This is a genomic window from Mucilaginibacter sp. (genome assembly GCF_025359345.1).
GTDB lineage: Bacteria > Bacteroidota > Bacteroidia > Sphingobacteriales > Sphingobacteriaceae > Mucilaginibacter.
In genome coordinates, this window is the sequence record NZ_JANYGQ010000038.1 from 243,941 (window position 1) to 268,013 (window position 24,073).

Here is a 24,073-nt window from a genome sequence, read left to right on the forward strand (position 1 = left end):
TTAAAAAATCGGGCAGTAAATTTTTGTGATCCATTTGGAGGTATCCTGCTCGGTCATGCGGTTTGTTATCAACGATTGGTAGGGCATCGCCGGCGATACCAGGCTGTGGTCCTTCCGGTAAGTATCGAGCGAATTGATAGCGGATTGCACGGTATTTGGTCCGCCTTTTACTTCCGCTACAAGTATGTTCCCTAAAACCATTTTGTTTATTGATGTTTTCCCGCTTGTGTTAATTACCTTGTCGATGGGGATACCAACCATTACCCCGAATTCGTTTGCACCGGATTGATGTACATTTAGCATGGGTGGACCCATTTCAAGCCTTTTTTGTTGCACAACTTGTTGTTTAAGTACGGCAATCATTTTGTATACCTGCTGCATATCCGGCGCGTGATTTAAAATAGTGTTGGTGGTAAGTATCACTGAATCTTTTACTTTCTGCACGCTTACATCAATTTGATAAACTTTTTTGTCGTCATCCAAAAATTGCTTAAGGCGCTGCAAAACTTCGTCCAAATTTTTCGTTAGGTCGACTATAGCCTCGTATTGTTCTATCCTTTTAAATGGATTCAGGCTGCTCTTTAGGGTAGCTGCCCAGATAACCGTGGTGCTTTCCTTGTCTGCGGCAATAAAGGTAATGTTGGCGTTAATCGGGTGCTGGTCATCAACTGTAACGAACGAAGGCCCGCTATTGCTTAGTTTAACAAGCAGGTAGCTTTTGTCGTGGTATTTGTAGGTTTTACCGTCTGTTAATTGTTGGCCGGGCCACCAGGTTTTCCAACCTGTATTCGAAGTTAAGAAATCAGCGGCATGGTGTTCGGCAGTTTTAACTACTACAGAGCCACTCGCCAAAATAGTTGATGGAATATAAATATAAATGCCGGCGAAAAAAACTACTACAAGGACTAATAGTACCCAGAAAAAACGTTTGATCATTACAAAACAGGAGAATAAGTATGAACAAAAATAACCATATCGAAGCGAAAAGTCGGCATCAAAACTACATTTCGCATAAATAAAAGCGAATGTTTAAAGTTGGGAAAAACTCATTTACCGGTATTTTGCAATTTGCCAAAATCAAACGTTTGCGCATAGCTTTATGATGGTAAAGAACATCGAAATCATTTTCGTAATAGCGACTTAAACATATATATTAGTGGTGCTAATTAAACCACTTTAAACCAGTATACGCGACAATTATTTTAGCAGATTTTTAGCAGATTTTGCGGCAACATACGGTTAATTTAAACTACTTATAAATGAAATATTATGTGTTAGGCGTTGTAGTGTTTTTAACATTTCTTGCGTCTTGTAAAAAGCCCGACTATGAAAAAATTATACATAACCCTGTGCTGTTTAGCCAGGCCGTGCACGAACTGAACAGCGTGGTAATGGGCAACAATTTTTCGCCGGTTGTGGCTTCGCGCAATTATGCCTACGCAAACGTTGCTGCCTATGAGGTGATTGCTGCCGGCTATCCGAACCAGTACCGCAGCTTATGCGGCCAGCTAAACGGATTTCAATCCGTAGCGAAACCGCAGCCAAACGAAAAAATAGACTTTGAATACGCTGCCTTGCTGGCATTTTGCAGGGTTGGTGAGGCTGTAACTTTCCCGGAGGGGAGTATGAAATATTATATTGACAGCCTGCACAAGCTGGCAGCAGACCATGGTATGCCAGGCGATATGATAACCGGCTCCGAAGATTACGCAAAAAGGGTTGGGCTGTCTATAATGAAGTGGAGCAAAGGCGATAATTATTTAAAAACCCGCAGTGCCTCTAAATATTCGGTAAAAAATATTCCTGGCAGATGGGTGCCGACTCCGCCGTCGTATGCTGCAGCTGTTGAGCCGCACTGGAGCGAGATCAGAACCATGGCAATGCGTGATGCCAACCAGTTTGATGTGGCGCCGCCGCCTGCATTTAACGTAACCGATAAGCAAAGCAAATATTACCAGGAGGTTGCGAGCATGATTGATGTATCAGGCAAATTAACACCCGAACAAATTCATATTGCTGATTTTTGGGACGATAATCCCGGAAAATTAAATGTGATGGGCCACGTAATGTTTATTACCAAGAAGTTTTCGCCACCGGGCCATTGGATGAGCGTTACAGGCATTGCAGCTGAGCAAGCTAAAGCTGATTTTCCGGGTACGGTTTATGCCTATGCAAAAACTTCAATTGCTTTATTTGACGCTTTTATTGAATGCTGGGCGGCAAAGTTTAAATATGCAACGGTAAGGCCCGAGACGGTTATCGACAAATATTTTAACCAGGATTGGCGGCCCCACCTTCAAACGCCGCCATTCCCGGAGTATACCTGCGGGCATTGTACAATATCTGCCGCAGCTGCTGAAGTTTTAACGGATGTATTTGGCGACAACCTGGCTTACAAAGATACTTCAGAACTTGAGTTTGGCATTAAAAGCCGCACATTTAAGTCCTTCCGCCAGGCAGCAGACGAAACCTCATGGTCCAGGTTTTATGGTGGGATACATTTTCGAAATTCAACAATAGTGTCTTCAGGTTATGGTAAAACACTTGGTGACAGTATTGTTCGCAAATTACATATGAGGAAAAAAGATTAGAGTTTCTATTAAATTAGAAAGGCCGGTTGGTTATGAAGCAAGGCCGGTGGTACCTGTTAACCGGCAGAGCCATTACTTTAAATATGCCTGGTATTTTTCCCTAAAGTCGCGATATATTTTTTCGAGGGCCTCCCAATTTTTATTTTTTATAATGTCAGCCGGGAAAAGATGGCTGCCGATGCCAACACCTTTCGCTCCGGCGGCTAAATAGCCGGTAAAATTTTCGAAATTGATGCCACCGGTGGGTATCAATTTAATATGGTTTAACGGCGCCAATACTTCTTTGATGTATCTTGTGCCTAAGTCCGTTGCCGGGAAAACCTTAACCAGGCTTGCTCCCAAGGTCCATGCCTTGTAGATTTCAGAAGGTGTATACGCCCCCGGGAATATTGGGATTTGTTCGTTTAGGCAGGCTTTTATAACTTCTTCATTAATAACCGGCGCTACTATAAATTGGGCATTTACTTTTAATGCTTTTTCGAGGTCGTGCATGCTGCAAACTGTGCCGGCGCCGATGTTGAGCCGGCCGCCATAAGTTTTAGCAAGTTCGTAGATGTTTTCTTCGGCTCCGGCCGAATTCATGGTAACCTCGAGGCAGGTAAAACCCGATTTATGGTAAGTTTGAGCAATGGCTTCAACCTGGTCTGCAGGTAAATTGCGCATGATGCCTACAACGGGCAACGCATCAAAAAGCTCCCATGAAAATTTCGCGTTCATATTACTTTTGTTTCTGGTGGTATATTTTAAAATGTGCCCTTGCAACAGCATCATCAACCCATTGGGCGGGGTAAGTTTTCAGCTGTTGTGATAGCCCTAAGCATTCAAATGCAGTGGGATAGTACTGTGCAAGTTTTGAGCCGCATAACAGGTGAATTTTTTTTGCGGTTCGTATTGCCGGATCTGTTAGTTCAGCGCCTATTAACAAGCCGCTCAGAAAGGTGAAATTTTCTGCCTTGCTGTACTTACTGAATAAATTGTTCGTACGTACTTTAAATGCGGCGGAAAGCAAACCGTTAGTCGCACCTTCTTCAACTCCAGCTTTAAAACTACTCAACTGGCCAGGGCTTTCCATTTCAGCTGTTTTTTCGACAGATGTGCTCAAAATGCTTTTTTGCGACAGGAGCTCAAAAAAATCACCGGTCATAAATGTTTTAAAGCCGGTAACCTTATTATTATTTATACGAATGTGCTTTGAATGTGTACCCGGAAAAATAAAAATTTCGTCATTTATAACGGTTTGCATCGGGTCGATACAGCCTATTAACTGTGTTTCTTCGCCCCGCATTACATCATCTGCGCTTTTTACTCCCGAGACTAAATTTTTTTTATGATTAAAACCTGCAGTTGCGGGCAGATGATGCATCGTAAGATTGCTGCCTGATAAATCAAATGGCAATTCGCTATACGGCAATTCCATAATCCCGATGGAGGAAGAGGCCATGCCCGAAGCAATTACCGGAACACCATCCAGGTTTAAATTAAGCTTTTTTTCGATAGCTATAATTTGCAGCCTGAGTACATCAAGATAAAAAGCCTCGCGGGGACTTTCGGTCGTCTTCCACTGCGCAAAAGTATCAGCAATACCTTGATCCGAACTTTCCCTGGCAATGATTTCTCCGCTAACCGCATCGACCAACATTAACCTGAGCGCGCTTGTACCCCAATCGCAGCTTAAAAAGTAGTTCATATTTTATGCCTGTGGTTTTTACTGTGTACCCGCCCTGTTAAATATATATCATGTTGCCTGCTCAATCAAAAGCCGCAATTTATCTACAAAAGTCTTTATTTCCTCTTCAGTGGTATTAAACGAAATCATTAACCTATACTCGTTTTTCTCTTCGTTCCATTCATAAAAGCTCGAAAATTCCTGCGTTTTATCGTAGACATTTGCCGGGAGTGTAACAAACACCGCATTGGTTTCCACCGGTTGCGTGAACGTTATCGCCGGGATGTTTGCAAGCGAATTTTTCAGCAGGATTGCAAGTTTATTACTATGTTCTGCAACTTCCTTCCATAAACCACCACGCAACAAAGTATCAAACTGCACAGCGATAAACCTGTTTTTTGATGCCAGCTGCATACTCCTTTTCAAATTGTATTTATGCGAGCCGGGCTTATCGGTATTAAAAAAGATAACAGCCTCGCCAAACATGAGCCCGCTTTTGGTGCCGCCAAGTGTCAGGATGTCGACTCCAGCGTCGGCGCTTATTTGTTTCAAAGTAGCATTTAAAAAAACAGCCGCATTGAAAAACCTGGCCCCATCAACATGCAGCAGCATGCCATTATCGGTGCATACCTGTTTAATTGCTTTCAGTTCATCTAAAGTATAAACAGTGCCGTATTCGGTAGGCTGAGTTAATGATATAACTTTGGGTTGCGGGTGGTGCACATCGCCAAAGCGCTTGATTTTGCTTTTTAGATCGGCCAGCACAATTTTGCCATCCACGTGGTCCACCGGGTACATTCTGCATCCTATAAAAGTTTCGGGTGCGGTTGATTCATCGACCAGCAAATGGGCTACTTCGGTACAAAATATCGAGCTGAATTTTTCTGTTACCGAACCTATGCCGAAGTTGTTAGCGCCGGTGCCGTTAAAGGCGAAATACACGTCTATATCTTCGCCAAAGTGCTGCTTGAAAAGTGCGACGGTTTCTTTGGTATAGGTGTCGTTTCCATAAGATGGTGCGCTGCCGAAGTTTGCCTTTGCCAATGCGTCCATAATTTGTTGATGGACACCCGCATAATTTTCGCTCGAGAAGTTTATTTTTCCGTGATAAGTCATATTCACTTATTTAGTTTTATTACTTAAAAATGCCAACGCCAGGTTCAAAATCACATCGCTGCCGGCGCCTGGTTTTTGTTTGGTTACATCAGCCACAATTGTTGGTTTATACAGTTCACGAGGTAAGCCGCTAACATGATAAAGCCTTTCAGTTGGTATATTAAACCCAATTTTCGTGTTCGGCATCCTGAAACTTTCAACCGAGCCGTTTAGCCTCGCCAGCGTGGTGCCAATAACAGTTGCCCTCTTCATTCCGTCGAAACCGATGGTTATGCCCTCGGCTATACTGCCTGTCCAATGATTGGCAAGTATAACCAAAGGTTTTGTATAAGTTATGCCTCGGGGCGATACAATTTCTACCCAGCTGCGTTTTATGCCGGTTTCTTTTTCCTCGGCGTAATACTCGTGCTTCTGGTAAAAATGTTCAGCAGTTATAAATCGCCCTAAAATAGCGCGTGCAACCGATGTGTTGCCACCGCTGGGTGTTTCGCGCATATCTATTATCAATGCTTTGGTAGGTAACAGCTTGTTTAGTACACTGTCAAATTTCGCGATTATGCTGTTATCAAATAAAAAATTGTTGACTTTTATATACCCCACATCCCCAATTATTTTCGACTCAACCATCTCCGGATATTTTACGTGCTCCAGCATCAGCCCATCCTTATCAGGGTAATATTCTTTAACACCGTCTTTGCTTTTTAGGGTGATAACCCGTTTGGTAATATGGTCGCCGGCCAATAGCAAACGCAGCGCGTAGTTTTTAGCCTCGATATCGGCAGTATGTGCTAAAAAAGGCAATAAAGCTTGGTTTACGGGTACATCATTTACAGCAACTACTTCCATTCCGGCGGTTATCCCAACTTTTTCGGCGCCGAAGGCTTTGCGTACTTCTGTTACTATGGCCCTGCCACTCTGAAATTCGGCCCAAATATCTGCGCCGGTGGGCACCAGGCGGCGTGATAAATCCGTATTTGTGCCAAGGGAGATGTGGTGGTCGTAAAGTTCGTTCAGTACGTGCTCAATTATTGTCACAAACGAGTCGCGGGTTGTCACCGTATCTATCTGTGGTGCATAAATGGCTTTTACTTTATTCCAGTCGATAGGCTTTTTATTGAAATAACAGTAGTTACTGTCAACGGTGTTCCATAAATAATCAAAATCCTTGCGATAGACGGATGGAGTGTTTGTTTGGGCAGATGCTGCTATAGTGCTAAACAGCAACGCGATTAATACTAACTTTTTCATGTACTTATAATTTGTACAACAAAAGTAGGGGGCAGCAAGCGCAGGCTATTGTATGATATTGCAACAGGTTCGAAATGCGACGTCTGGCGTTTTCGCGCAGGGCGGTGCCCTGCGCTGGCATATTGAACCCTTTCAGGGTTCGTAGAATTTCCCCGAAGGGGATAAATATGTTAGCGATGGGCACCGCCCATCGGGGGATTGATGTTTTAAACCGACGATTGGTAAGCAATAGGCGAGGTACCGGTAAATTTTTTAAAATGCTTGCAAAAATGGGCGGTATCGTAAAAGCCAAGGTCGATGGCTACGCCGAGCAGGTGTGCGCCATCGGCCAGCATTATCTTGCTTTTCTCAATCTTTTTTAAAATCAGGTAATTGTTGGGGGTTAATCCGGTTTGAAATTTGAACAGCCTGAGGAACTTAAATTTGTCTAAACCAAGCTGGTTGGCGGCATCTTGCAATGAAAATTTTTCGAAATGGGTCTCATCCAGGTAATTGTCAAACATTGCCGTGATTTTCTCATGCCCGTGCTCATCAGCAATAGTACCATGTGTTAAGACCATCATTTTCAGCACATCGGTGAGTTGCTTTTCATAACTATTTCCGACATGGCCTGATTTAATTTTAAGCGATACCTGGTGAAGTTCGGCAAAAATCAGGTCGTCGTGAATTACCTTTTCTTTAAACTGCAGGTTTTTTAGGCCGTTCGCATATTCAAAAAAATCGGCGGTGAGGTAAAATGTAAAAAAACTCCGTGCATCGGCCTTTACGCAAGGGTTGGCGTGTATTTCGTGCGGATTGGTAACCAGTATCGTTCCCTTTAGGGCACTTACGCTTTTATCGCTCAGCTTTGTTTCAAATACGCCCTCGTATACCAGCGAAATATTGTAGGTCGGATGAAAATGGAACGGGAACGGCGTATTGTAATTTACAGCATCCAGCGCTTCAAGCCCATCTATTAAAGGTAACTTATAATAATTTGATGACGACATACTTGGCTGAGTAACCGTGTGCTGTAATTTCAAAAGTACAAATAATTGAGCATCCGTGAGACATCGGAAGGACAAAGTTAGTCGGATAAAAAAAAATGTCATTTCGAACGATAGTGAGAAACCTTTTACGCCTTACATTTTCGCGTGCTTAGCCAGCGGACAAGTTTTCTCGTCGTACCTCGAAATGACATATTTGTTATATCAAATAATTGCCGTTTTGAAAACATCACCCTTCCGAAATGAAACGCTATTCATTTTTACGCAAAGCCGCGTCAATTCATAAAAACCATGTTTACAAGGTTTAAAGTAATATTTACTTATGCGGGCTTAAATATGGCATACATTTAGCACACTCCCCGCGTGCCAGGTTTCACAACCCGGCCATATTTATAAATATCGAAGAAAATGACAGCATTTTATATCGTGCTTAAAGTAAGCGCATTGTTGGCAATAATTATACTCCCCTTATTCGGCCCTAAAAAGAAGAAAACACCATCGCCGCAAGGCCTGAGCGATTTATCTGTAAATGAAAACGGTTTGCTGGAGGTTTACACGGTTGATAATATCGAACATCACCCCGTTCAAAAACATCATTAATAGCATAGGTAAGCCATAACGCATGTTTGTTTAAATAATCCCCGTTAAATTCAATAGTTTTGGATGCAATATCACCTTCTAAAAATCAGCAATGCAAAAAAGCGTATTAATTATCGACGATGAAGCAAAATTACGGGGGTTGCTTAGCCGTATCATCGAGATGGAGGGTTACAGGGTGCTGCAGGCTGGTACTGCCCGCGAAGGACTAAAACTACTGGATGCGGAAATTATCCATGTGGTATTGAGCGATGTAAAATTGCCCGATATTAACGGCGTCGAACTGGTAAAACATGTAAAAGAAAAAAGCCCTTATGCTGAGGTAATATGCCTTACTGCCTATGGTACGATACAAGATGGCGTAACCGCCATAAAAAACGGCGCTTTCGATTACATCATTAAAGGCGACGATAACGAAAAGATTTTACCCCTGGTTTCAAAGGCCTTCGAGAAAGCAAGCCTGCAGTATAAACTTTACGAGCTTGAAAATAAGATCATCAATCAACACAGCTTTGATGGCATTTTAGGAAGTTCCGCTCAAATAAAAGATGCCATTAACCTCGCACGCAAAGTATCAGCAACCGATACCACTGTGTTATTATTAGGCGAAACGGGCACCGGCAAGGAAGTTTTTGCCCAATGTATTCACTACAACAGCAACCGCAAGAGCAAAAGTTTTGTAGCGGTAAATTGCAGCGCGTTCTCGTCCGAATTGCTGGAAAGCGAATTATTCGGTTACCGCGCCGGGGCGTTTACGGGAGCACAAAAAGACAAAAAAGGCCTGGTTGAAGAAGCCGATGGCGGTACCCTGTTTCTGGATGAAATAGGGGAGATGAGTATAGATCTGCAGGCTAAACTGCTGCGTGTCCTTGAATCGGGCGAGTTTATTAAAATAGGGGATACCAAAACCCAAAAGATTAATGCCCGCATACTTGCCGCCACCAATCGCAATTTGCAGGATGAAATAGAAAAAGGCCGTTTCAGGCAGGATTTGTTTTACCGGCTGTCGGTTTTCACTATTTACCTGCCCTCGCTTAACGAACGCACCGGAGATATAAAACCGCTGGCCGAACATTACCTTAAAATATACGCCGCCAAAACAAACCCCAAAATTAAAAGCATAGACGGCGGTTTGCTGAAAAAGCTAGAAAGCTATCACTGGAAAGGCAATGTACGGGAACTGAAAAATCTAATCGAACGTGCGGTTATATTATGCGATGGCGATACTTTAACAGCTAACCTGTTGCCTTCGGGTTACGACGCCCAACCTGAATCTGCCGGGATGGTTTTCGAGCTGTCAATGGTCGAGAAAAACCATATCCGCAAAATATTGCAATACACCAAAGGCAATAAAACAGAAGCCGCCCGGCTGATGAACATTGGGTTGACCACCCTTTACAGGAAGATTGAGGAATACCAGATATAATCTCATATTTATTGGCGCTTTCCGGTAAACTAAGCTATTGAAATTTTTCAAAGTCACAACCCGCTTTCTTTTGGAAAGGGGGGGTGACAGGGTTGACACTTGTTGGCCTAAAAATCAATTTAACTTATTATTAATCAATGGGTTAGATATTTTTTCATTAAAAATTGTGTAAATACCCCTTTTTGATAAATAAACCCTTCCAAAATGGAAGGGTTTATTTGTTTACACCCTGGCAGGAATGATGGTTTTTATTTATAAATAATTAACAATCAATTGTTTATAAATAAAAATACAAATACTGGTACTCCCTTTGCCAATGTGGTGTAAATAAAAGAATCACCATGCATATCGCAACTCTTTTCCAGATCATCAAATTTTTAAAACCCAGGTTTTGCATTTATCAGCAGATAATATCGGCACCTCATAACAGTAGTTTTAAATGATGCTTGTCATTTTTAAGAGCCTGTAATACAGGTAGATTTAATCACGAACGTTGCAACTTAACATTAATATATATAATCATGCTTACAATCATTCTTTTCCTGGCCCTGCTTGTTGGCTGTTGGCTCGTCTTTAAATCAATTGATTACTTCGAAAAAATCTAAAAATTATGTTAGCCCTATTTATCGTAGCAATTGCAGTATTCATATACATGGTATATGTACTGCTGAAACCCGAAAAATTTTAATTGTAAAACCCGATGAACACTGAACTACTTGGAATTATTGCCTCGTTTGCCATCACCATGCTGATAGCAATACCCCTGGGCAAGTACCTGGCAAAAATGTATGCCGGGGAAAAAATTTGGACCGACTTTTTAAAGCCGCTTGAAAGAGGCATTTATAAGCTGTCGGGAATTAACCCTAATGAGCCGATGAACTGGAAGCAGTTTTTAAAGGCAATGATGACCATTAACATCCTTTGGCTGGTGTATGGTTTTTTTGTGCTGATGCACCAGGATAAGCTGCTGCTAAACCCGGATGGCAACGCCGGACAATCTGCCGACCTTGCATTCAATACGATCATCAGTTTCGTGGTTAATTGCAACCTTCAGCATTACTCTGGCGAAAGCGGTGCCACTTACCTGACGCAGCACTTTATTTTTATGTTCCTGCACTTTGTAAGTGCCGCTACAGGGATGGCCTGCGCGGTGGCTATATTTAAAGCTTTCAGGGATAAAACCACTACTGACTTAGGTAACTTCTGGAATTTCTTTGTAAAGTCCATTACCCGCATATTATTGCCTTTGTCAATTGTTATAGCACTAATACTAACCTTTAACGGTACACCAAGCAGTTATGCTGGTAAAGACAAATTTATATCGTTACAAGGCGATACGGTAAACGTTTCGCGCGGCCCTGCTGCACAGATGATTGCTATTAAACACCTGGGCACAAATGGTGGGGGCTGGTTCGGCGCCAACTCGACCCATCCGCTGGAAAATCCGAACTATTTAACAAACATGACCGAAATTATAGCACAGTTTATTATCCCTGTTGCTATGATATTGGCCTTCGGTTATTTTATCGGCCGCAAAAAATTAGGCTGGATAATTTTCACTGTGATGATGGTGGGGGTATTTATGCTGATGATACCGAGTATAAGCAGCGAATTGGGCGGTAACCCCTTAATAGCCAAAATGGGCATAAGCCAGGCTACCGGCGCCATGGAGGGCAAAGAGGTACGCTTCGGGCCAACAGCTACCGCATATTGGAGCACGCTGACAACGGTTACGTCAACCGGTTCGGTTAATGGTATGCATGACAGCACTATGGCACTCACAGGTTTGTGGGAACTTTTGGCTATGATGATTAACGCCTTCTTCGGCGGTTGCGGTGTAGGTATCATGAACTATTTCATCTACCTTATTATCGCTGTATTCATATCAGGTTTGATGGTTGGGCGAACACCGGAGTTTTTGGGCCATAAACTGGAAGCCAGGGAGGTGAAGATTGCTGCGCTGATTACATTGTTGAGCCCTTTCCTCATCATGTCGTTTACGGCGCTGTCGAGCTATGTATTTGTGGCGCACCCCAATATCGATTGGGCTGTTAAGCCTTCAACCTGGCTTAACAATCCCGGTTATCACGGCTTTTCCGAAATGTTGTATGAATACACTTCAGCAAACGCAAACAACGGTTCAGGATTTGAAGGCTTGGGCGATGGTAACATTTTCTGGAACGTAACTACCGGTATTGTACTGCTGTTGGGCCGCTTTTTGCCAATAATAGGACCAGTTGCTATTGCAGGTTTATTGGCCCAAAAGAAATTCATTCCAGAGTCTACCGGTACTTTAAAAACCGATACCCTCACATTTGGATTGATGACTTTCGCGGTAATCCTCGTATTAAACGCCCTTTCGTACTTCCCGGCGCTGGCTCTTGGTCCGCTGGCCGAACATTTCTCCATGCTTAAGTAAAAGAAAATGAAAACTCAAAATAACAAATTATTTGAATCCGCCCAGGTGCAAACCGCGCTGAAGGAATCATTCATAAAACTCGATCCCAGGGTAATGGTGCGCAACCCGGTAATGTTTACCGTGGAGATAGGCACACTGGTGATGCTGTTTGTAAGCATTTACAGCTTCTCGCACCGCGACCAGGGTTCGTTCGGCTATAACGTAGCCATATTTATCATACTATTGTTAACCGTGCTGTTTGCCAACTTTGCCGAAGCCATTGCCGAAGCACGCGGCAAAGCACAGGCCGACAGTCTGCGTAAAACCCGCCAGGAAACACCTGCAAAGGTTATAATGGCCGATGGCAGCATCGTTACCAAATCATCAAGCGAGCTGCGTAAAGGCGATGTGTTTTTCTGCGAAACCGGCGACACCATCCCAACCGATGGCGAGATCATCGAAGGTATCGCAACAATAGATGAATCGGCAATAACCGGCGAATCAGCCCCTGTTATTCGAGAATCGGGTGGTGATAAATCGTCCGTAACCGGTGGTACAAAAGTACTATCGGACGAAATTAAAGTAATGGTATCCACCCAGCCCGGTGAAAGCTTTCTGGATAAGATGATTGCTTTGGTTGAAGGTGCATCGCGCCAAAAAACACCGAACGAAATTGCGTTGACCATTTTGCTGGCCAGCTTTACGCTGATATTCGTTATCGTATGCGTTACGCTGCAGCCATTTGCAAATTATGCCAATACGCCAATCACCATAGCAGCTTTAATATCGCTGTTTGTATGTTTAATACCAACCACTATCGGCGGTCTTTTATCAGCCATTGGTATTGCTGGGATGGACAGGGCATTGCGTGCGAACGTGATCACCAAATCGGGCAAGGCGGTAGAAACAGCCGGCGACATTGACGTACTTTTGCTGGATAAAACAGGTACCATCACCATCGGTAACCGTAAAGCAACCCATTTTTGGCCAGCATTAGGGGTGTTACCTGATGATTTTATGACCGCCTGCGTACTTTCATCGCTTGCTGATGAAACCCCCGAAGGTAAGTCGATTGTTGAATTGGCTGCCACTCATTTTAAATTACCAGTTACCCCCGAAGGCTCGGAGTTTGTAAAATTTACGGCGGAAACACGCTCCAGCGGTATTAACACACCAGGTGGCCTGCGTATTCGCAAGGGGGCATCCGATTCAATAAAAAACATCGCGGTAAAGGCTGGTAATCCTTATCCCGATGAAATTGATGAAAGGGTAAAAATCATCGCTTCAAACGGTGGTACGCCGCTGGTAGTTGCCCAAAACGAAAAAATTCTGGGTGTAATTGAGCTGCAGGATATCATCAAAACCGGTATTTCGGAACGCTTTGAACGCCTGCGCAAAATGGGTGTTAAAACGGTGATGGTTACCGGCGATAACCCCTTAACTGCCAAATTTATTGCCGAAAAGGCCGGTGTTGACGATTACATTGCCGAAGCCAAGCCCGAAGATAAAATGAACTACATTAAGCTGGAGCAAAACAGCGGCAAGCTGGTTGCCATGATGGGCGATGGTACAAACGATGCCCCCGCCCTGGCCCAGGCCGATGTTGGCGTTGCCATGAACAGCGGAACCCAGGCAGCTAAAGAAGCCGGCAACATGGTCGACCTGGATAATGACCCTACCAAGCTGATTGAGATTGTTGAAATAGGCAAGCAGCTGTTAATTACAAGGGGGACGCTTACTACCTTCTCTATAGCCAACGACGTGGCCAAGTATTTCGCCATTGTACCTGCCTTATTTATGGCATCGATACCTGCTTTGCAAAGCATTAACATCATGAAACTGCACAGCCCGGAATCGGCCATTTTATCAGCTGTAATATTTAACGCCATCATCATCCCGATGCTGATACCGCTTGCACTGAGAGGTGTTGAATATAAACCCATCGGCGCCAGTGCGCTGTTGCGTCGCAACCTGCTTATTTATGGCGTGGGCGGTGTAATTGCACCATTTATAGGTATCAAATTAATTGATATGGTTACTTCATTAATGCTTTAATAATTAAGAAAATGAAAAAATATATTGTTCCATCAATAAGGATCACCGTTGTACTCACCATTTTATTATGTGTGATATACCCGCTGTTCATTACACTCGCCGGTAAATTGTCAAAAGGCCACGGTGATGGCGAGCAAATTATAGTAAACGGCAAAGTGGTGGGCTATGCAGCCATTGGGCAGAGCTTTACCAAACCACAATACTTTTGGGGAAGGCCTTCAGCTGCAAGCTATAACGCAGCCGGTTCGTCGGGTTCCAACAAAGGTCCAAGCAACCCCGATTATTTAAAGGATGTTAAAAATCGCATCGACACTTTGTTGAAATATCACCCTTATTTAAAAAAGAGCGATATCCCTGCTGATATGGTTACTGCATCAGGCAGTGGCCTCGACCCTGATATTTCTGCCGATGCAGCTAAAATGCAGGTAAAACGGGTTGCCCAATACCGCAAGCTTGACGAGCAGAAAGTAGCAGCCCTGGTAAACAGCCATATCGAGCAGCCGCTTTTGGGCTTGTTTGGCCCGGGCAAGGTTAATGTGCTAAAATTAAATGTAGCACTTGACGAATTGAAATAGAACATATATACCGCCGGGACACAGAGAATGGACAGGGGGCACGGAGCGTAATTGAGTAAAAAATCTTCGTGCTCCTCTGTTCATATTCACTAGCCCCATAGGCGTAAAACATCAACCTTAACAACGGCAAATTTTATAAACTAACATGAACAAAAAATTAATAATTGTATCGCTTTTTACTTTTGCGGCAATAACTGTAAAAGCGGCTATAATGCCGGTTGATACCGGTAAGACCGCTGCCCCTGCAGCCGACCCGCCACTTGTGTTTTCAGGATCGGTAGATACTTATTATAAGGCCGATTTTTCGGGCCATTCAAATATCCCTACCAGCTTCGCAAACGAGAATAACTCGATATCGATAGGTATGATTGACCTTGCCCTGAAAAAAAAGGTAGGTAAAGCAGCATTTGTTGGTGAGCTTTCATTCGGCCCACGCAGCGATCAAAGTATCCCAACTTCGGGCTACCATATTCAAAATTTGTATGTATCGTATGATGTAACTGATAAATTTAACCTTACTGCGGGTTATATGGCAACATTCGTCGGTTACGAGGTGATATCACCCGTGGGCAATTTTAACTATTCAACCTCATACCTGTTTACCAACGGCCCATTCCAGAATGCTGGTTTCAAAGCCACTTACGCTTTTAGTGATAAAGTGAGCCTGATGGCAGGTATATTTAACAACAAATGGAACTATTATTCATCGTTAAATTCGGGGAATACAGCCAATGGCGATGTATCAACCTTTGGCGCGCAGCTAACGGTAACACCAGTTAAAGGCTGGACTGCTTATGTGAACCTGGTAACAGGCTCATATTCAGGTACTGAGTTCGATCTTACAACTGCCTATCAAATCACCAATGCATTTAAACTGGGCTTAAACGCTGCAACTTTTTCGGCACCTAATAATGGTGGTGGTTTCGAAGGTGTAGCTTTGTATCCGCAAATTGCGGTATCGCCTATAGTAACCTTTGGCTTACGCGGCGAATATTTTAAAGTAAAAGACAACGGCGGCAATGTAAAAGCCATCACGGTCACATCAAATATAAAAGCCGGGCCGCTAACCATCATTCCTGAAGTAAGGTTTGATACAAAAAGCAGTGATTTCGGCGCATCATTTACCGATAGCAATGGCATGGCAGCCACCCACGCATCACAATTTGTATTGGCAGCGGTTTATGGGTTTTAGTGTATAGATTACAGAGATGCGATGTATCGCGTCTCCAGCAAATAGGTATTCAATATATAGAAAAAACACAAGCAGTTTTATCGTAAATTTAGTTTGATTGAAGCTTGTGCAAAAAAGGGGGTGCTTGCATCCCCTTTAATAGGTTAATAATAACGCGTATAAAAACCAATTATGAGCGAAGAAAATAAAGAACCATCTGCCGAGCATTTTTTTGAACTGGTAAAGCGTTCGAGGCGCGGCAAGTTTAAGATATATATCGGCATGAGCGCCGGCGTTGGTAAAACCTACCGGATGCTGCAGGAAGCGCATGCGCTTTTGCGAAACGGCATCGATATTCAAATTGGCTATATAGAAACCCATAACCGGGCCGAAACCCAGGCGCTGATTGATGGCCTGCCATTAATACCCCGCCGAAAGATTTTTTACAAAGGCAAAGAACTTGAAGAGATGGACTTGCCTGCCATTTTAAACCGCCATCCTGAGGTAGTTATTGTTGATGAACTTGCGCACACCAATGTTGAGGGTAGTAAAAATAGTAAACGCTGGCAGGACGTAGTAGATATTTTGGATGCCGGGATAAGTGTTATTTCTGCCGTAAATATTCAGCACCTTGAAAGTATGAACCAGGAGATTGAATCCATCACCGGCATACCTATTACAGAACGCATACCCGATAAGGTGCTTGAGTTAACGGACGAGATTGTAAATATCGACCTTACCGCCGATGAACTAATTGACAGGCTGAAGGAGGGGAAGATTTACGACAAAAGTAAGATAAACATAGCCCTGCAAAATTTTTTCCAGGCTGATAAGATTTTGCAGTTGAGGGAGCTGGCGCTGAAGGAAGTTGCCCATCATGTAGAACGGAAAATCAATATTGAGATACCCAAGCAAATTAAGCTGCGGCCCGAAAAGTTTTTGGCCTGCATATCATCAAATGCTGATACCGCTAGGGCGGTGATACGAAAAACTGCCCGGCTTGCTTCGTACTACCGCTCAAGTTGGATAGTTTTGTATGTGCAAAGCAGCAGCGAAAGCGGTAATCGCATAAAGCTGGATAAGCAGCGCCACCTGATAAACAACTTTAAGTTGGCGACCGAACTGGGCGGCGAAGTTTTAAAAATAAAAAGCGACCAGGTTACCCAAACAATTATGCAGATTGCTGACGAAAGGGAAATTACCACTATTTGCATTGGCAAGCCGCATTTAAGTTTATTCCAGGTTATTTTGCGAACAGCAGTTTTTAACCAACTGCTAAAGCACATAGCCTCAACCGATACTGATTTAGTTATTTTATCATAAAAACATTTTAATACGTAAAATCATGAAAATTAAAAATAAACTTCGCCTCGGGTTTGGCTTTCTGTTTGTAGTCGTCCTTTTTTTTGGCGTGGTGTCTATATTTTATATCCACGATATATCCGACAATGCGAAAGTGATCCTCAAAAACAATTACGAATCGCTGAGCTTTGCCCGCGAAATGCAGACCATACTGGATGTTGATAAACTCCCCTTGAGCGAGAGCGCAAAAGCGGACTTTAATAAACAGTTGGTTTTGCAGGAGCATAATATAACCGAAACCGGCGAAGCTGCAATTACCAGCGAGCTAAGAAAAGCCTTCGGCACGCTCGAATCTTCCTCCAATAATTTAACTGCACAGGAGCAGGCCGAATACGATGCACGTGCCCAACTAAGGCAGATTGAAAAATTGAACATGCAGGCCATTGTGCGTAAATACGACCGCGCACAAGCATCGGTAAATAATGCTACCTTGTTGCTTGGTTTGGCAGGCGGTTTTACCTTTCTTATCCTTTTTAGCTTTAGCGTTAACTTTCCGGGGTTTATTGCTAATCCGCTAAGGGCTTTAATAGATGGCATCCGCGAGATTAGCCGGAAAAACTACAATCAGCGCCTTAATTTTGATAAAAACGATGAATTTGGCGAAGTAGCAATGGCTTTTAACGATATGGCCGCGCGGCTTAATGAATGGGAAAACAGCAACTTGGCGACTGTATTGTCTGAGAAACAACGCATCGAGGCCATCATTGAACAGATGCAGGATGCAATCATCGGCTTAAATGAAAAGCAGGAGATATTGTTTATTAATACGGTCGCCGAAAATATACTGAACCTTAAAGAGCAAAAAATAATAGGCCAGCGTGCCGATAAATTTACTGCAACTAATGATTTGTTTAAATCGATAATTGAAAACAACACTTTAAAATCAATTAAAATCGCCCTTGATGGTAAGGAGCTTTATTACCAGCTGGAAAGCCGGGAAATAATTATCCCTAACCTAAACTCACGCGCAAGTGATGTACTTGATATCGGCAGCAAATCGGTGGGTAAAGTTTACCTGCTGAAAAACATTACAGAGTTTAAAGAAAAGGATGAAGCAAAAACCAATTTTATAGCCACCATTTCGCATGAATTAAAAACACCTATATCGTCAATAAAAATGTGTTTAAAATTGCTTGCAGACGAACGCATTGGCCACGTTAATGCCCAGCAAATGGAACTGGTTGATCATATAAGGGATGATAGCGACAGATTGCTGAAAATCACCAGCGAATTGCTTGACTTGTCGCAGGTTGAGACCGGGAACATTCAGCTAAACTTTGTACCATCAGACCCTTCGGTGATAGTTGATTATGCGCTCGATTCTGTAAAATTCCCTGCCGGGCAAAAGGGGATAATACTTGACGTTGTAAAGCAACCCAACCTTTCAAAAGTGCAGGTCGACGTGGAAAAGACTGCCTGGGTATTGGTGAATTTCCTGTCGAATGCGCTGCGTTACAGCCCAGAGAAATCAAAAGTCACCATTAAGATTTCCGAAAAGAACGGATCAGTTATTTTTTCGGTGAAGGACTTGGGCAAAGGGATTGATGAACAATACCAGAAACGTTTATTTGACCGCTATTTCCAGGTACCTACCGACGGGCAAAATAAATCCGGATCTGGCCTTGGTCTGGCTATATCAAAAGATTTTATCGAGGCGCAGCACGGCACCATTTGGCTGGAAAGCGCGATAGGTGAGGGGAGCACTTTTTCGTTTGCACTCCCTGCATATCCCGATAAAAAAAGTTGAGACGGGTATAAAATTATCAATTAAACCTTTACGATGTTCGCCTGCCGTTTCGACGGCAGGCGTTCCCACCTTATAATATTGTAAAACACGGATTGATGCCTGTTTCTTAGGAGCTCATATCGTATCGTCGCCATAGCCGGTACAACGCTATAGGGTTACCAATAGTTGGCTCGTGAGCTACATCTAATGAGCGGGTGCTCTCTATGAGTTTGTTTTAAACCCGTTATATGGCTTGTTCTGCAGCATTGCCCACGTGCGGTCGTACGATACTATGTAATGGAGTTTCAATGTTATGCCCATTATCAGGCTTAATGCAAAATAACCCATAGTAAATAAAGCGAGCACAGCTGCGCCAAATAATAGCCACTCCAGCAATAACCTTACTATTCCGGGTACGGCCACAGGGGCGGGCTTGGGGTCGTTTGGTATGCGGAAAACGCCCCAAAGTGTTGCGGCAATAATAGGCAAACCTGCGGCAGCGGCGTATTGGAGCCAACCAGTGTTAACGTGCCAGCCCCAGAAGCCCAGCGTTATCAACATCGCTATTTCCAGTAAAAATCGTACGGCGAGGTTTATGAGGTTGGTGTTCATAAATCGTTTAAAAACAAAAGCTATTGGTTAATTTAACGCAAAATTAATTATCGAACTACAAAACAACCAATTATTAAGGTAATTTTGCGGCATTATTGCGGGTGTATATAATGCGTTTAACTATTTGCTGTTTTCTTATTACCTGTTGTTTGTGTTTTGCAGCATATGCGCAACCGGACTCTGCGGCAAAGCGCGATACAACGGGCTCTTTTGCCCGCAGGCAACAAGCGCATGTTAATGCTGATTCTGTTGCTGCTGTCGTTGCCAAACAAAATCGCGACCAAATCACCGCCGACTCGTTGGGAATGGTTTTATTTAAACCCGATTCGTTGCGGGAAAATAAGTTTATAACGATCCTTCATACCAACCCGTTTGCGAATGTTAATTCTTTTTCGAATATCCCTGCGCAATCAGCGAAAACGCTAATCACGGGCAACGTTCGCCATTATCGCAATCCCTGGCTCATTGTCACTGTAATTGGTTTGCTTATTTACACGGCATTTTTAAACTTGCTGTTGGGTAAAGATGTTAACCTGGTTTTCCGATCATTTTACAATAAACATGTGGCCTCGCAAATGGACAAAGAAGGCGGCGTAATAAATGCGCGGGCCTTTATTGGATTGTTCGTGCTGTTCAGCTTTACTTTTGGCCTTTTTTTATACCAATTAACAGTTTTTTACGGTGTAAGCTATAGTCTTGAGGGCTTCAGGTTGTTCATTTTTTTATCTGTGCTAACGGCACTGTTGTTTGCGCTCAAGTTTTTAGTGTTAAAATTTATAGGTTTTGTTTTTGATGTAAGTAAAGTGGTTAGCGAATATATCGCCATTTTAAACCTTACTTATTTTAATATTGCATTTGTTTTATTGGCTGTAGGCGTGTGCTTTAGCTTAATTTCAAACATTTATATACAGGGCCTGTTGTTTTTTACAGAGGGGGTAATAGTTATAATATTTGCATGGCAGTATTTGCGAAATAGTGTAAATATCATTTCTAACATTCGATTTCATAAATTTTATTTATTTATCTATCTTTGTGCCCTCGAAATTTGCCCAATTTTAATTTTAATTAAGGCACTTAATACATAGTTTTTGGCAGTTATACATTGAATTTGGAAGAGAGAAAGAAAAAGGTAAAAAGCATTTTAGTTACTTTGCCCAAGCCTGAAAATGATAAAAATCCATACGCGGAGCTTGCTAAAAAGCTTAATTTGAAAATTGATTTCAGATCATTTATTCACGTTGAGGGCGTGCCGGCGAAAGATTTCCGCAAGGAGAAGATTAACCTGGCTGATTTTAGCGCGGTGATTTTCACAAGCCGTAACTCGGCAGATCATTTTTTCAGGATTTGCGAAGAAATGCGCTTCGAAGTTCCGGTTGAAATGAAATATTTCTGCTTGTCTGAAACTATTGCTTTGTACCTTCAAAAGTACATTCAATACCGTAAGCGTAAGATATTTTTCGGTAAGCAAACCGCTTCAGACCTGGCGGAAGTATTGAAAAAGCATTCAGGCGAGAAATTTCTGTATCCATGCTCAGACGTGGCTGCGGAAGAAACTCAGAAGTTTTTGCTGGAGAACGGTTACAACTTTACACCGGCTGTACTTTTTCGCACCGTATGCAGTGACCTTTCAGACCTTGCCGAGGTGTTTTATGATATAATCGCGTTCTTCAGTCCGTCAAGCATTCAGTCGCTGTACAAAAACTTTCCCGATTTTAAACAAAACAATACACGTATAGCTGCTTTTGGCGCAACAACGCATAAAGCTGTTTTAGAGGCCGGACTTATAATGGATATCCCGGCGCCAACCCCAGCTGCACCATCAATGACGATGGCGATTGAACAATACGTAAAACAGGTTAATAAATAAAATCATACTAACAAATAATATACATGCGCCCCGGTTTACCGGGGCGTTTTGCGTTTGGGAGCATATTGCGCGCAATAATTTTAGCATCAGGCAGTTAGTAGTTAAATTGTACGAGCGATTTACGTTCTGGTTAACATAATTTTTAACTAAACGGACACCTTTATCATAGTGCACACTTAATCAATTACTTAGCCTATTTATTAAAATAATTAGTTAACTTAGTGGAATTTATTTAACCTTGCTGCAACCATTTGCTTGTAAATTTCGTAAAAGTGGGTAAGTAATGGCATAATTGTAAATACTTGATTAATTAGAATTGTGCATTTATTAGCTATAGGTTTATGATGTTTCAACTATAAATGGGGTAGATTTGACTGATAAAAAATGTTTTTTGCATTTTAATCCGTCAAAATTAATATATTCGGGGGTCACTTTGTGTTATATTTATATAGCTAAACATTGATTTTAAAATGAAACAACTATACTTTTTACTTGCCGTTATGGCGGTTGGAATTTTAAGCGGGTGCGGTAAAGGCGGTGATAGGGGCGAGCTGACGGGAGTTCCGCAGCGTTCATTCAGAGCTGAAGTACCGTACGGAATGGTTTATATTCCGGGTGGTTCTTTCCTTATGGGGCAAACAGACCAGGATATAACCTTTGGTCAAATTGAGCAAACTAAACAGGTTACCCAACCTCCTTTTTTTATGGACCAAACCGAAATTTCAAACAGCCAATACAGGCAATTTGTAAATTGGGTACGCGACTCCATAGCTATCACCAACTACCTGAACGACGATAAGTATTATCTTAAAGCAGGCAAAAACTCAACCCCAAACCCAAGCGGTAAAAAATACATTAACTGGGCCTACGTAAAAAAATACCCTGTATTAACCAATAAAAAAGGCGCCAAGGGCAGTGCGGGTAATGCTGCAAAATTGCAAGGTATGTATTACCAGGGCGATGACCGGATATTCGACCGCGACGAACTGGATGTACGTTTGTTAAAATATAACTATGCTTTGATGGATCTGCGAAGTGCTGCCGACTACAAAGACATCAAAACTAAAAAACGTTCGGATTTCATCATCCGCGATACTGTTCCGGTTTACCCGGATACCCTGGTTTGGTTGAGCGACTTCTCATACGCCGCCAACGAACCGATGACCGAAGCTTACTTTTCTCACCCTGCGTTCCGCAACTATCCTGTGGTAGGTGTTACCTGGCGCCAGGCCCGTGCATTTACTGTATGGCGCACACGCTACAACGAAGCGTATAAAGATTCAAGAAAATTAGCGCACCGCGCACCCTACAACTTACCAACCGAGGCTGAATTTGAATATGCAGCCCGGGGCGGTAGAATTGGTACCGATTATCCTTGGGGCGGTCCTTATGCAAAAAATGCTAAAGGCTGCTTACTGGCAAACTTTAAACCCGGCCGCGGTAATTATACCGACGACGGCGGGGCTTATACGGTAGCAGTGAAGTCGTACTTCCCTAATGATTACGGCTTATATAATATGGCGGGCAATGTTGCCGAATGGACCCTATCAGCATTTGATGAATCCGCCTCGACTTTTGTGCATGACCTTGCACCTACGTTTAACTACGAAGCCAAAGCCAGCGATGCCCCGGTACTGAAGCGTAAAGTTGTACGCGGCGGTTCATGGAAAGATATCGGCTTTTTCCTTCAAAACTCAAAACGTACCTATGAGTACCAGGACACCGCAAAATCATACATCGGTTTCCGTTGTGTTACTAAATACCTTGGTCGCGACATAAGGGATAAACGATAAACTTAACGAACCAACAAAAAATAACATTTAATCTTTTTCAAATTACTATGGCTGGGAAGAAACAACCTTACGGAATTAATAATATCGTATCATGGGGCGCAACAGTGGTTATTGTTGGTCTGATGTTTAAAATATTGCACTGGCCGGGCGCTACCTGGTTTATTGCAGGGGGGCTATCGGCAGAAGCTATTTTGTTTTTCCTTTTAGGTTTCCAACGCGAGGAGAAAGAGCTTGACTGGCGCCGCGCTTATCCTGAACTGGATGAAGACTATGATGGAGAATTGCCAAAAGCAGTTGCCCGCAAAGCAGTTCCACAGGGCGACAGTTTCTCGAATACCGCAGCTTTGGACGCCATGCTTAGCGAAGCAAAAATTGGCCCTGAATTGATTAACAGCCTGGCAAATGGCTTACGTACATTTGGCGATAAGGTAAATTCAATATCACGCGTTACCGATGCCGGTGATGCAACCATTGCCTTTACAAATAAAGTTAAGCAAGCATCGGCAAGTTATGACAGTTTAAATTTAGCGGTTGAAAAAGCATCAGCAAACATGTCGGAACTGGCAGGTGCAGGTGTTGATTCAAAATCGTATCATGAGCAGGTAAACAAAATGGCGAAAAATTTAACTTCGTTAAATGCTGTTTATGAGTTGGAGTTGCAGGACTCGAGTAATCACCTTAAATCAATGAACAAATTTTATTCGGATATGGCGGTAACGCTGGGCAACTTTAACGATTCTGCTGCTGATTCAAAACAGTTTAAAGACGAAGTTAACCGTTTAGCGAAAAACCTGGCGACATTAAATTCAATATACGGCAATATGCTTTCAGCAATGAATCAGCCACGTGTTAGTTAATGATAAATTATTTATTTAATTAAAAAT

General features: G+C 42.8%; 21 protein-coding genes and 1 pseudogene. 14 read left to right on the plus strand and 8 right to left on the minus strand.

Going from position 1 to position 24,073, the window contains the following annotated elements:
* Positions 1-936 (minus strand): hypothetical protein, encoded by a 936-nt coding sequence (locus Q0R52_RS28760; RefSeq protein WP_295801943.1) that lies wholly within the window; start codon positions 934-936, stop codon positions 1-3.
* 323 nt (positions 937-1,259) lie between these two features.
* On the opposite strand from Q0R52_RS28760, the gene Q0R52_RS28765 reads away from it, so the two are divergent.
* Entirely contained in the window at positions 1,260-2,591 is a 1,332-nt protein-coding gene (locus Q0R52_RS28765) for a vanadium-dependent haloperoxidase (protein WP_295801945.1), read from the plus strand.
* Between the two features lie 72 nt (positions 2,592-2,663).
* Here the strand turns inward: Q0R52_RS28765 and Q0R52_RS28770 are convergent, their stop codons facing one another.
* From Q0R52_RS28770 to Q0R52_RS28790, 5 genes are all read right to left on the minus strand, one after another.
* Positions 2,664-3,308, minus strand: coding sequence for a bifunctional 4-hydroxy-2-oxoglutarate aldolase/2-dehydro-3-deoxy-phosphogluconate aldolase (locus tag Q0R52_RS28770; protein WP_295801947.1), 645 nt, complete (start codon positions 3,306-3,308; stop codon positions 2,664-2,666).
* A gap of 1 nt (position 3,309) precedes the next feature.
* Positions 3,310-4,278: a 2-dehydro-3-deoxygalactonokinase gene (locus Q0R52_RS28775; protein WP_295801949.1), complete on the minus strand. Its 969-nt coding sequence runs from the start codon at positions 4,276-4,278 to the stop codon at positions 3,310-3,312.
* Between the two features lie 48 nt (positions 4,279-4,326).
* The gene (locus Q0R52_RS28780) at positions 4,327-5,373 is read right to left on the minus strand and encodes a beta-eliminating lyase-related protein (RefSeq protein WP_295801951.1); all 1,047 of its coding nucleotides are present in this window, start codon (positions 5,371-5,373) and stop codon (positions 4,327-4,329) included.
* 6 nt (positions 5,374-5,379) lie between these two features.
* A complete protein-coding gene (locus Q0R52_RS28785; RefSeq protein ID WP_295801953.1) occupies positions 5,380-6,621 on the minus strand; it encodes a S41 family peptidase in 1,242 nt (413 codons plus the stop codon).
* 206 nt (positions 6,622-6,827) lie between these two features.
* Positions 6,828-7,643: an AraC family transcriptional regulator gene (locus Q0R52_RS28790; RefSeq protein ID WP_295801955.1), complete on the minus strand. Its 816-nt coding sequence runs from the start codon at positions 7,641-7,643 to the stop codon at positions 6,828-6,830.
* A 372-nt stretch (positions 7,644-8,015) separates the two neighbouring features.
* Between Q0R52_RS28790 and Q0R52_RS28795 the strand changes: the two genes are divergently transcribed.
* The 9 genes from Q0R52_RS28795 (at position 8,016) to Q0R52_RS28830 (ending at position 18,938) form a co-directional block, all read left to right on the plus strand.
* Entirely contained in the window at positions 8,016-8,207 is a 192-nt protein-coding gene (locus tag Q0R52_RS28795) for a hypothetical protein (protein WP_295801956.1), read from the plus strand.
* Positions 8,208-8,298: 91 nt separating this feature from the next.
* Positions 8,299-9,630 carry a sigma-54 dependent transcriptional regulator gene (locus tag Q0R52_RS28800; RefSeq protein WP_295801958.1) on the plus strand — a complete coding sequence of 444 codons (1,332 nt, stop codon included), beginning with the start codon at positions 8,299-8,301 and terminating at the stop codon, positions 9,628-9,630.
* 610 nt (positions 9,631-10,240) lie between these two features.
* Positions 10,241-10,318, plus strand: a complete 78-nt coding sequence (kdpF, locus tag Q0R52_RS29425; RefSeq protein WP_094573040.1) for a K(+)-transporting ATPase subunit F — start codon at positions 10,241-10,243, stop codon at positions 10,316-10,318.
* 12 nt (positions 10,319-10,330) lie between these two features.
* Positions 10,331-12,049 carry a potassium-transporting ATPase subunit KdpA gene (kdpA, locus tag Q0R52_RS28805; protein ID WP_295801960.1) on the plus strand — a complete coding sequence of 573 codons (1,719 nt, stop codon included), beginning with the start codon at positions 10,331-10,333 and terminating at the stop codon, positions 12,047-12,049.
* A gap of 6 nt (positions 12,050-12,055) precedes the next feature.
* Entirely contained in the window at positions 12,056-14,083 is a 2,028-nt protein-coding gene (gene kdpB, locus Q0R52_RS28810; RefSeq protein WP_295801962.1) for a potassium-transporting ATPase subunit KdpB, read from the plus strand.
* An 11-nt stretch (positions 14,084-14,094) separates the two neighbouring features.
* A complete protein-coding gene (locus Q0R52_RS28815; protein ID WP_295801964.1) occupies positions 14,095-14,658 on the plus strand; it encodes a K(+)-transporting ATPase subunit C in 564 nt (187 codons plus the stop codon).
* Between the two features lie 145 nt (positions 14,659-14,803).
* Positions 14,804-15,850: a porin gene (locus Q0R52_RS28820; RefSeq protein ID WP_366520958.1), complete on the plus strand. Its 1,047-nt coding sequence runs from the start codon at positions 14,804-14,806 to the stop codon at positions 15,848-15,850.
* Between the two features lie 171 nt (positions 15,851-16,021).
* Positions 16,022-17,152 carry a sensor protein KdpD gene (locus tag Q0R52_RS28825; protein ID WP_295801967.1) on the plus strand — a complete coding sequence of 377 codons (1,131 nt, stop codon included), beginning with the start codon at positions 16,022-16,024 and terminating at the stop codon, positions 17,150-17,152.
* A gap of 22 nt (positions 17,153-17,174) precedes the next feature.
* Positions 17,175-18,938, plus strand: a complete 1,764-nt coding sequence (locus Q0R52_RS28830) for an ATP-binding protein (RefSeq protein WP_295801969.1) — start codon at positions 17,175-17,177, stop codon at positions 18,936-18,938.
* Between the two features lie 201 nt (positions 18,939-19,139).
* Here Q0R52_RS28830 and Q0R52_RS28835 read toward each other — a convergent pair whose 3' ends face one another.
* Positions 19,140-19,529, minus strand: a complete 390-nt coding sequence (locus tag Q0R52_RS28835) for a YrdB family protein (RefSeq protein WP_295801970.1) — start codon at positions 19,527-19,529, stop codon at positions 19,140-19,142.
* A 138-nt stretch (positions 19,530-19,667) separates the two neighbouring features.
* Positions 19,668-19,745, minus strand: a pseudogene (locus tag Q0R52_RS29430) (hypothetical protein); the annotation flags it as partial.
* A gap of 89 nt (positions 19,746-19,834) precedes the next feature.
* Here Q0R52_RS29430 and Q0R52_RS28840 point away from each other — a divergent pair.
* From Q0R52_RS28840 to gldL, 4 genes are all read left to right on the plus strand, one after another.
* Positions 19,835-20,614 carry a DUF4271 domain-containing protein gene (locus Q0R52_RS28840; RefSeq protein WP_366520960.1) on the plus strand — a complete coding sequence of 260 codons (780 nt, stop codon included), beginning with the start codon at positions 19,835-19,837 and terminating at the stop codon, positions 20,612-20,614.
* A gap of 17 nt (positions 20,615-20,631) precedes the next feature.
* On the plus strand, positions 20,632-21,396 hold the full coding sequence (locus Q0R52_RS28845) for a uroporphyrinogen-III synthase (RefSeq protein ID WP_252788877.1): 765 nt from the start codon (positions 20,632-20,634) through the stop codon (positions 21,394-21,396).
* A 470-nt stretch (positions 21,397-21,866) separates the two neighbouring features.
* Positions 21,867-23,189 carry an SUMF1/EgtB/PvdO family nonheme iron enzyme gene (locus tag Q0R52_RS28850; protein WP_252788876.1) on the plus strand — a complete coding sequence of 441 codons (1,323 nt, stop codon included), beginning with the start codon at positions 21,867-21,869 and terminating at the stop codon, positions 23,187-23,189.
* 47 nt (positions 23,190-23,236) lie between these two features.
* Complete coding sequence (gldL, locus tag Q0R52_RS28855; RefSeq protein WP_295801976.1) at positions 23,237-24,046, plus strand: gliding motility protein GldL; 810 nt, start codon at positions 23,237-23,239, stop codon at positions 24,044-24,046.
* The last annotated feature ends 27 nt before the right edge of the window (positions 24,047-24,073 follow it).

Bases quoted from the DNA above. Each gene is read 5' to 3' on its own strand.
- gldL (WP_295801976.1), top strand. From the start codon at position 23,237: ATGGCTGGGAAGAAACAACCTTACGGAATTAATAATATCGTATCATGG.
- kdpB (WP_295801962.1), top strand. From the start codon at position 12,056: ATGAAAACTCAAAATAACAAATTATTTGAATCCGCCCAGGTGCAAACC.
- kdpF (WP_094573040.1), top strand. From the start codon at position 10,241: ATGTTAGCCCTATTTATCGTAGCAATTGCAGTATTCATATACATGGTA.
- Q0R52_RS28815 (WP_295801964.1), top strand. From the start codon at position 14,095: ATGAAAAAATATATTGTTCCATCAATAAGGATCACCGTTGTACTCACC.
- Q0R52_RS28840 (WP_366520960.1), top strand. From the start codon at position 19,835: ATGGTTTTATTTAAACCCGATTCGTTGCGGGAAAATAAGTTTATAACG.
- Q0R52_RS28765 (WP_295801945.1), top strand. From the start codon at position 1,260: ATGAAATATTATGTGTTAGGCGTTGTAGTGTTTTTAACATTTCTTGCG.
- Q0R52_RS28825 (WP_295801967.1), top strand. From the start codon at position 16,022: ATGAGCGAAGAAAATAAAGAACCATCTGCCGAGCATTTTTTTGAACTG.
- Q0R52_RS28820 (WP_366520958.1), top strand. From the start codon at position 14,804: ATGAACAAAAAATTAATAATTGTATCGCTTTTTACTTTTGCGGCAATA.
- kdpA (WP_295801960.1), top strand. From the start codon at position 10,331: ATGAACACTGAACTACTTGGAATTATTGCCTCGTTTGCCATCACCATG.
- Q0R52_RS28785 (WP_295801953.1), bottom strand. From the start codon at position 6,621: ATGAAAAAGTTAGTATTAATCGCGTTGCTGTTTAGCACTATAGCAGCA.
- Q0R52_RS28835 (WP_295801970.1), bottom strand. From the start codon at position 19,529: ATGAACACCAACCTCATAAACCTCGCCGTACGATTTTTACTGGAAATA.
- Q0R52_RS28770 (WP_295801947.1), bottom strand. From the start codon at position 3,308: ATGAACGCGAAATTTTCATGGGAGCTTTTTGATGCGTTGCCCGTTGTA.
- Q0R52_RS28775 (WP_295801949.1), bottom strand. From the start codon at position 4,278: ATGAACTACTTTTTAAGCTGCGATTGGGGTACAAGCGCGCTCAGGTTA.
- Q0R52_RS28800 (WP_295801958.1), top strand. From the start codon at position 8,299: ATGCAAAAAAGCGTATTAATTATCGACGATGAAGCAAAATTACGGGGG.
- Q0R52_RS28760 (WP_295801943.1), bottom strand. From the start codon at position 936: ATGATCAAACGTTTTTTCTGGGTACTATTAGTCCTTGTAGTAGTTTTT.
- Q0R52_RS28795 (WP_295801956.1), top strand. From the start codon at position 8,016: ATGACAGCATTTTATATCGTGCTTAAAGTAAGCGCATTGTTGGCAATA.
- Q0R52_RS28830 (WP_295801969.1), top strand. From the start codon at position 17,175: ATGAAAATTAAAAATAAACTTCGCCTCGGGTTTGGCTTTCTGTTTGTA.
- Q0R52_RS28780 (WP_295801951.1), bottom strand. From the start codon at position 5,373: ATGACTTATCACGGAAAAATAAACTTCTCGAGCGAAAATTATGCGGGT.
- Q0R52_RS28850 (WP_252788876.1), top strand. From the start codon at position 21,867: ATGAAACAACTATACTTTTTACTTGCCGTTATGGCGGTTGGAATTTTA.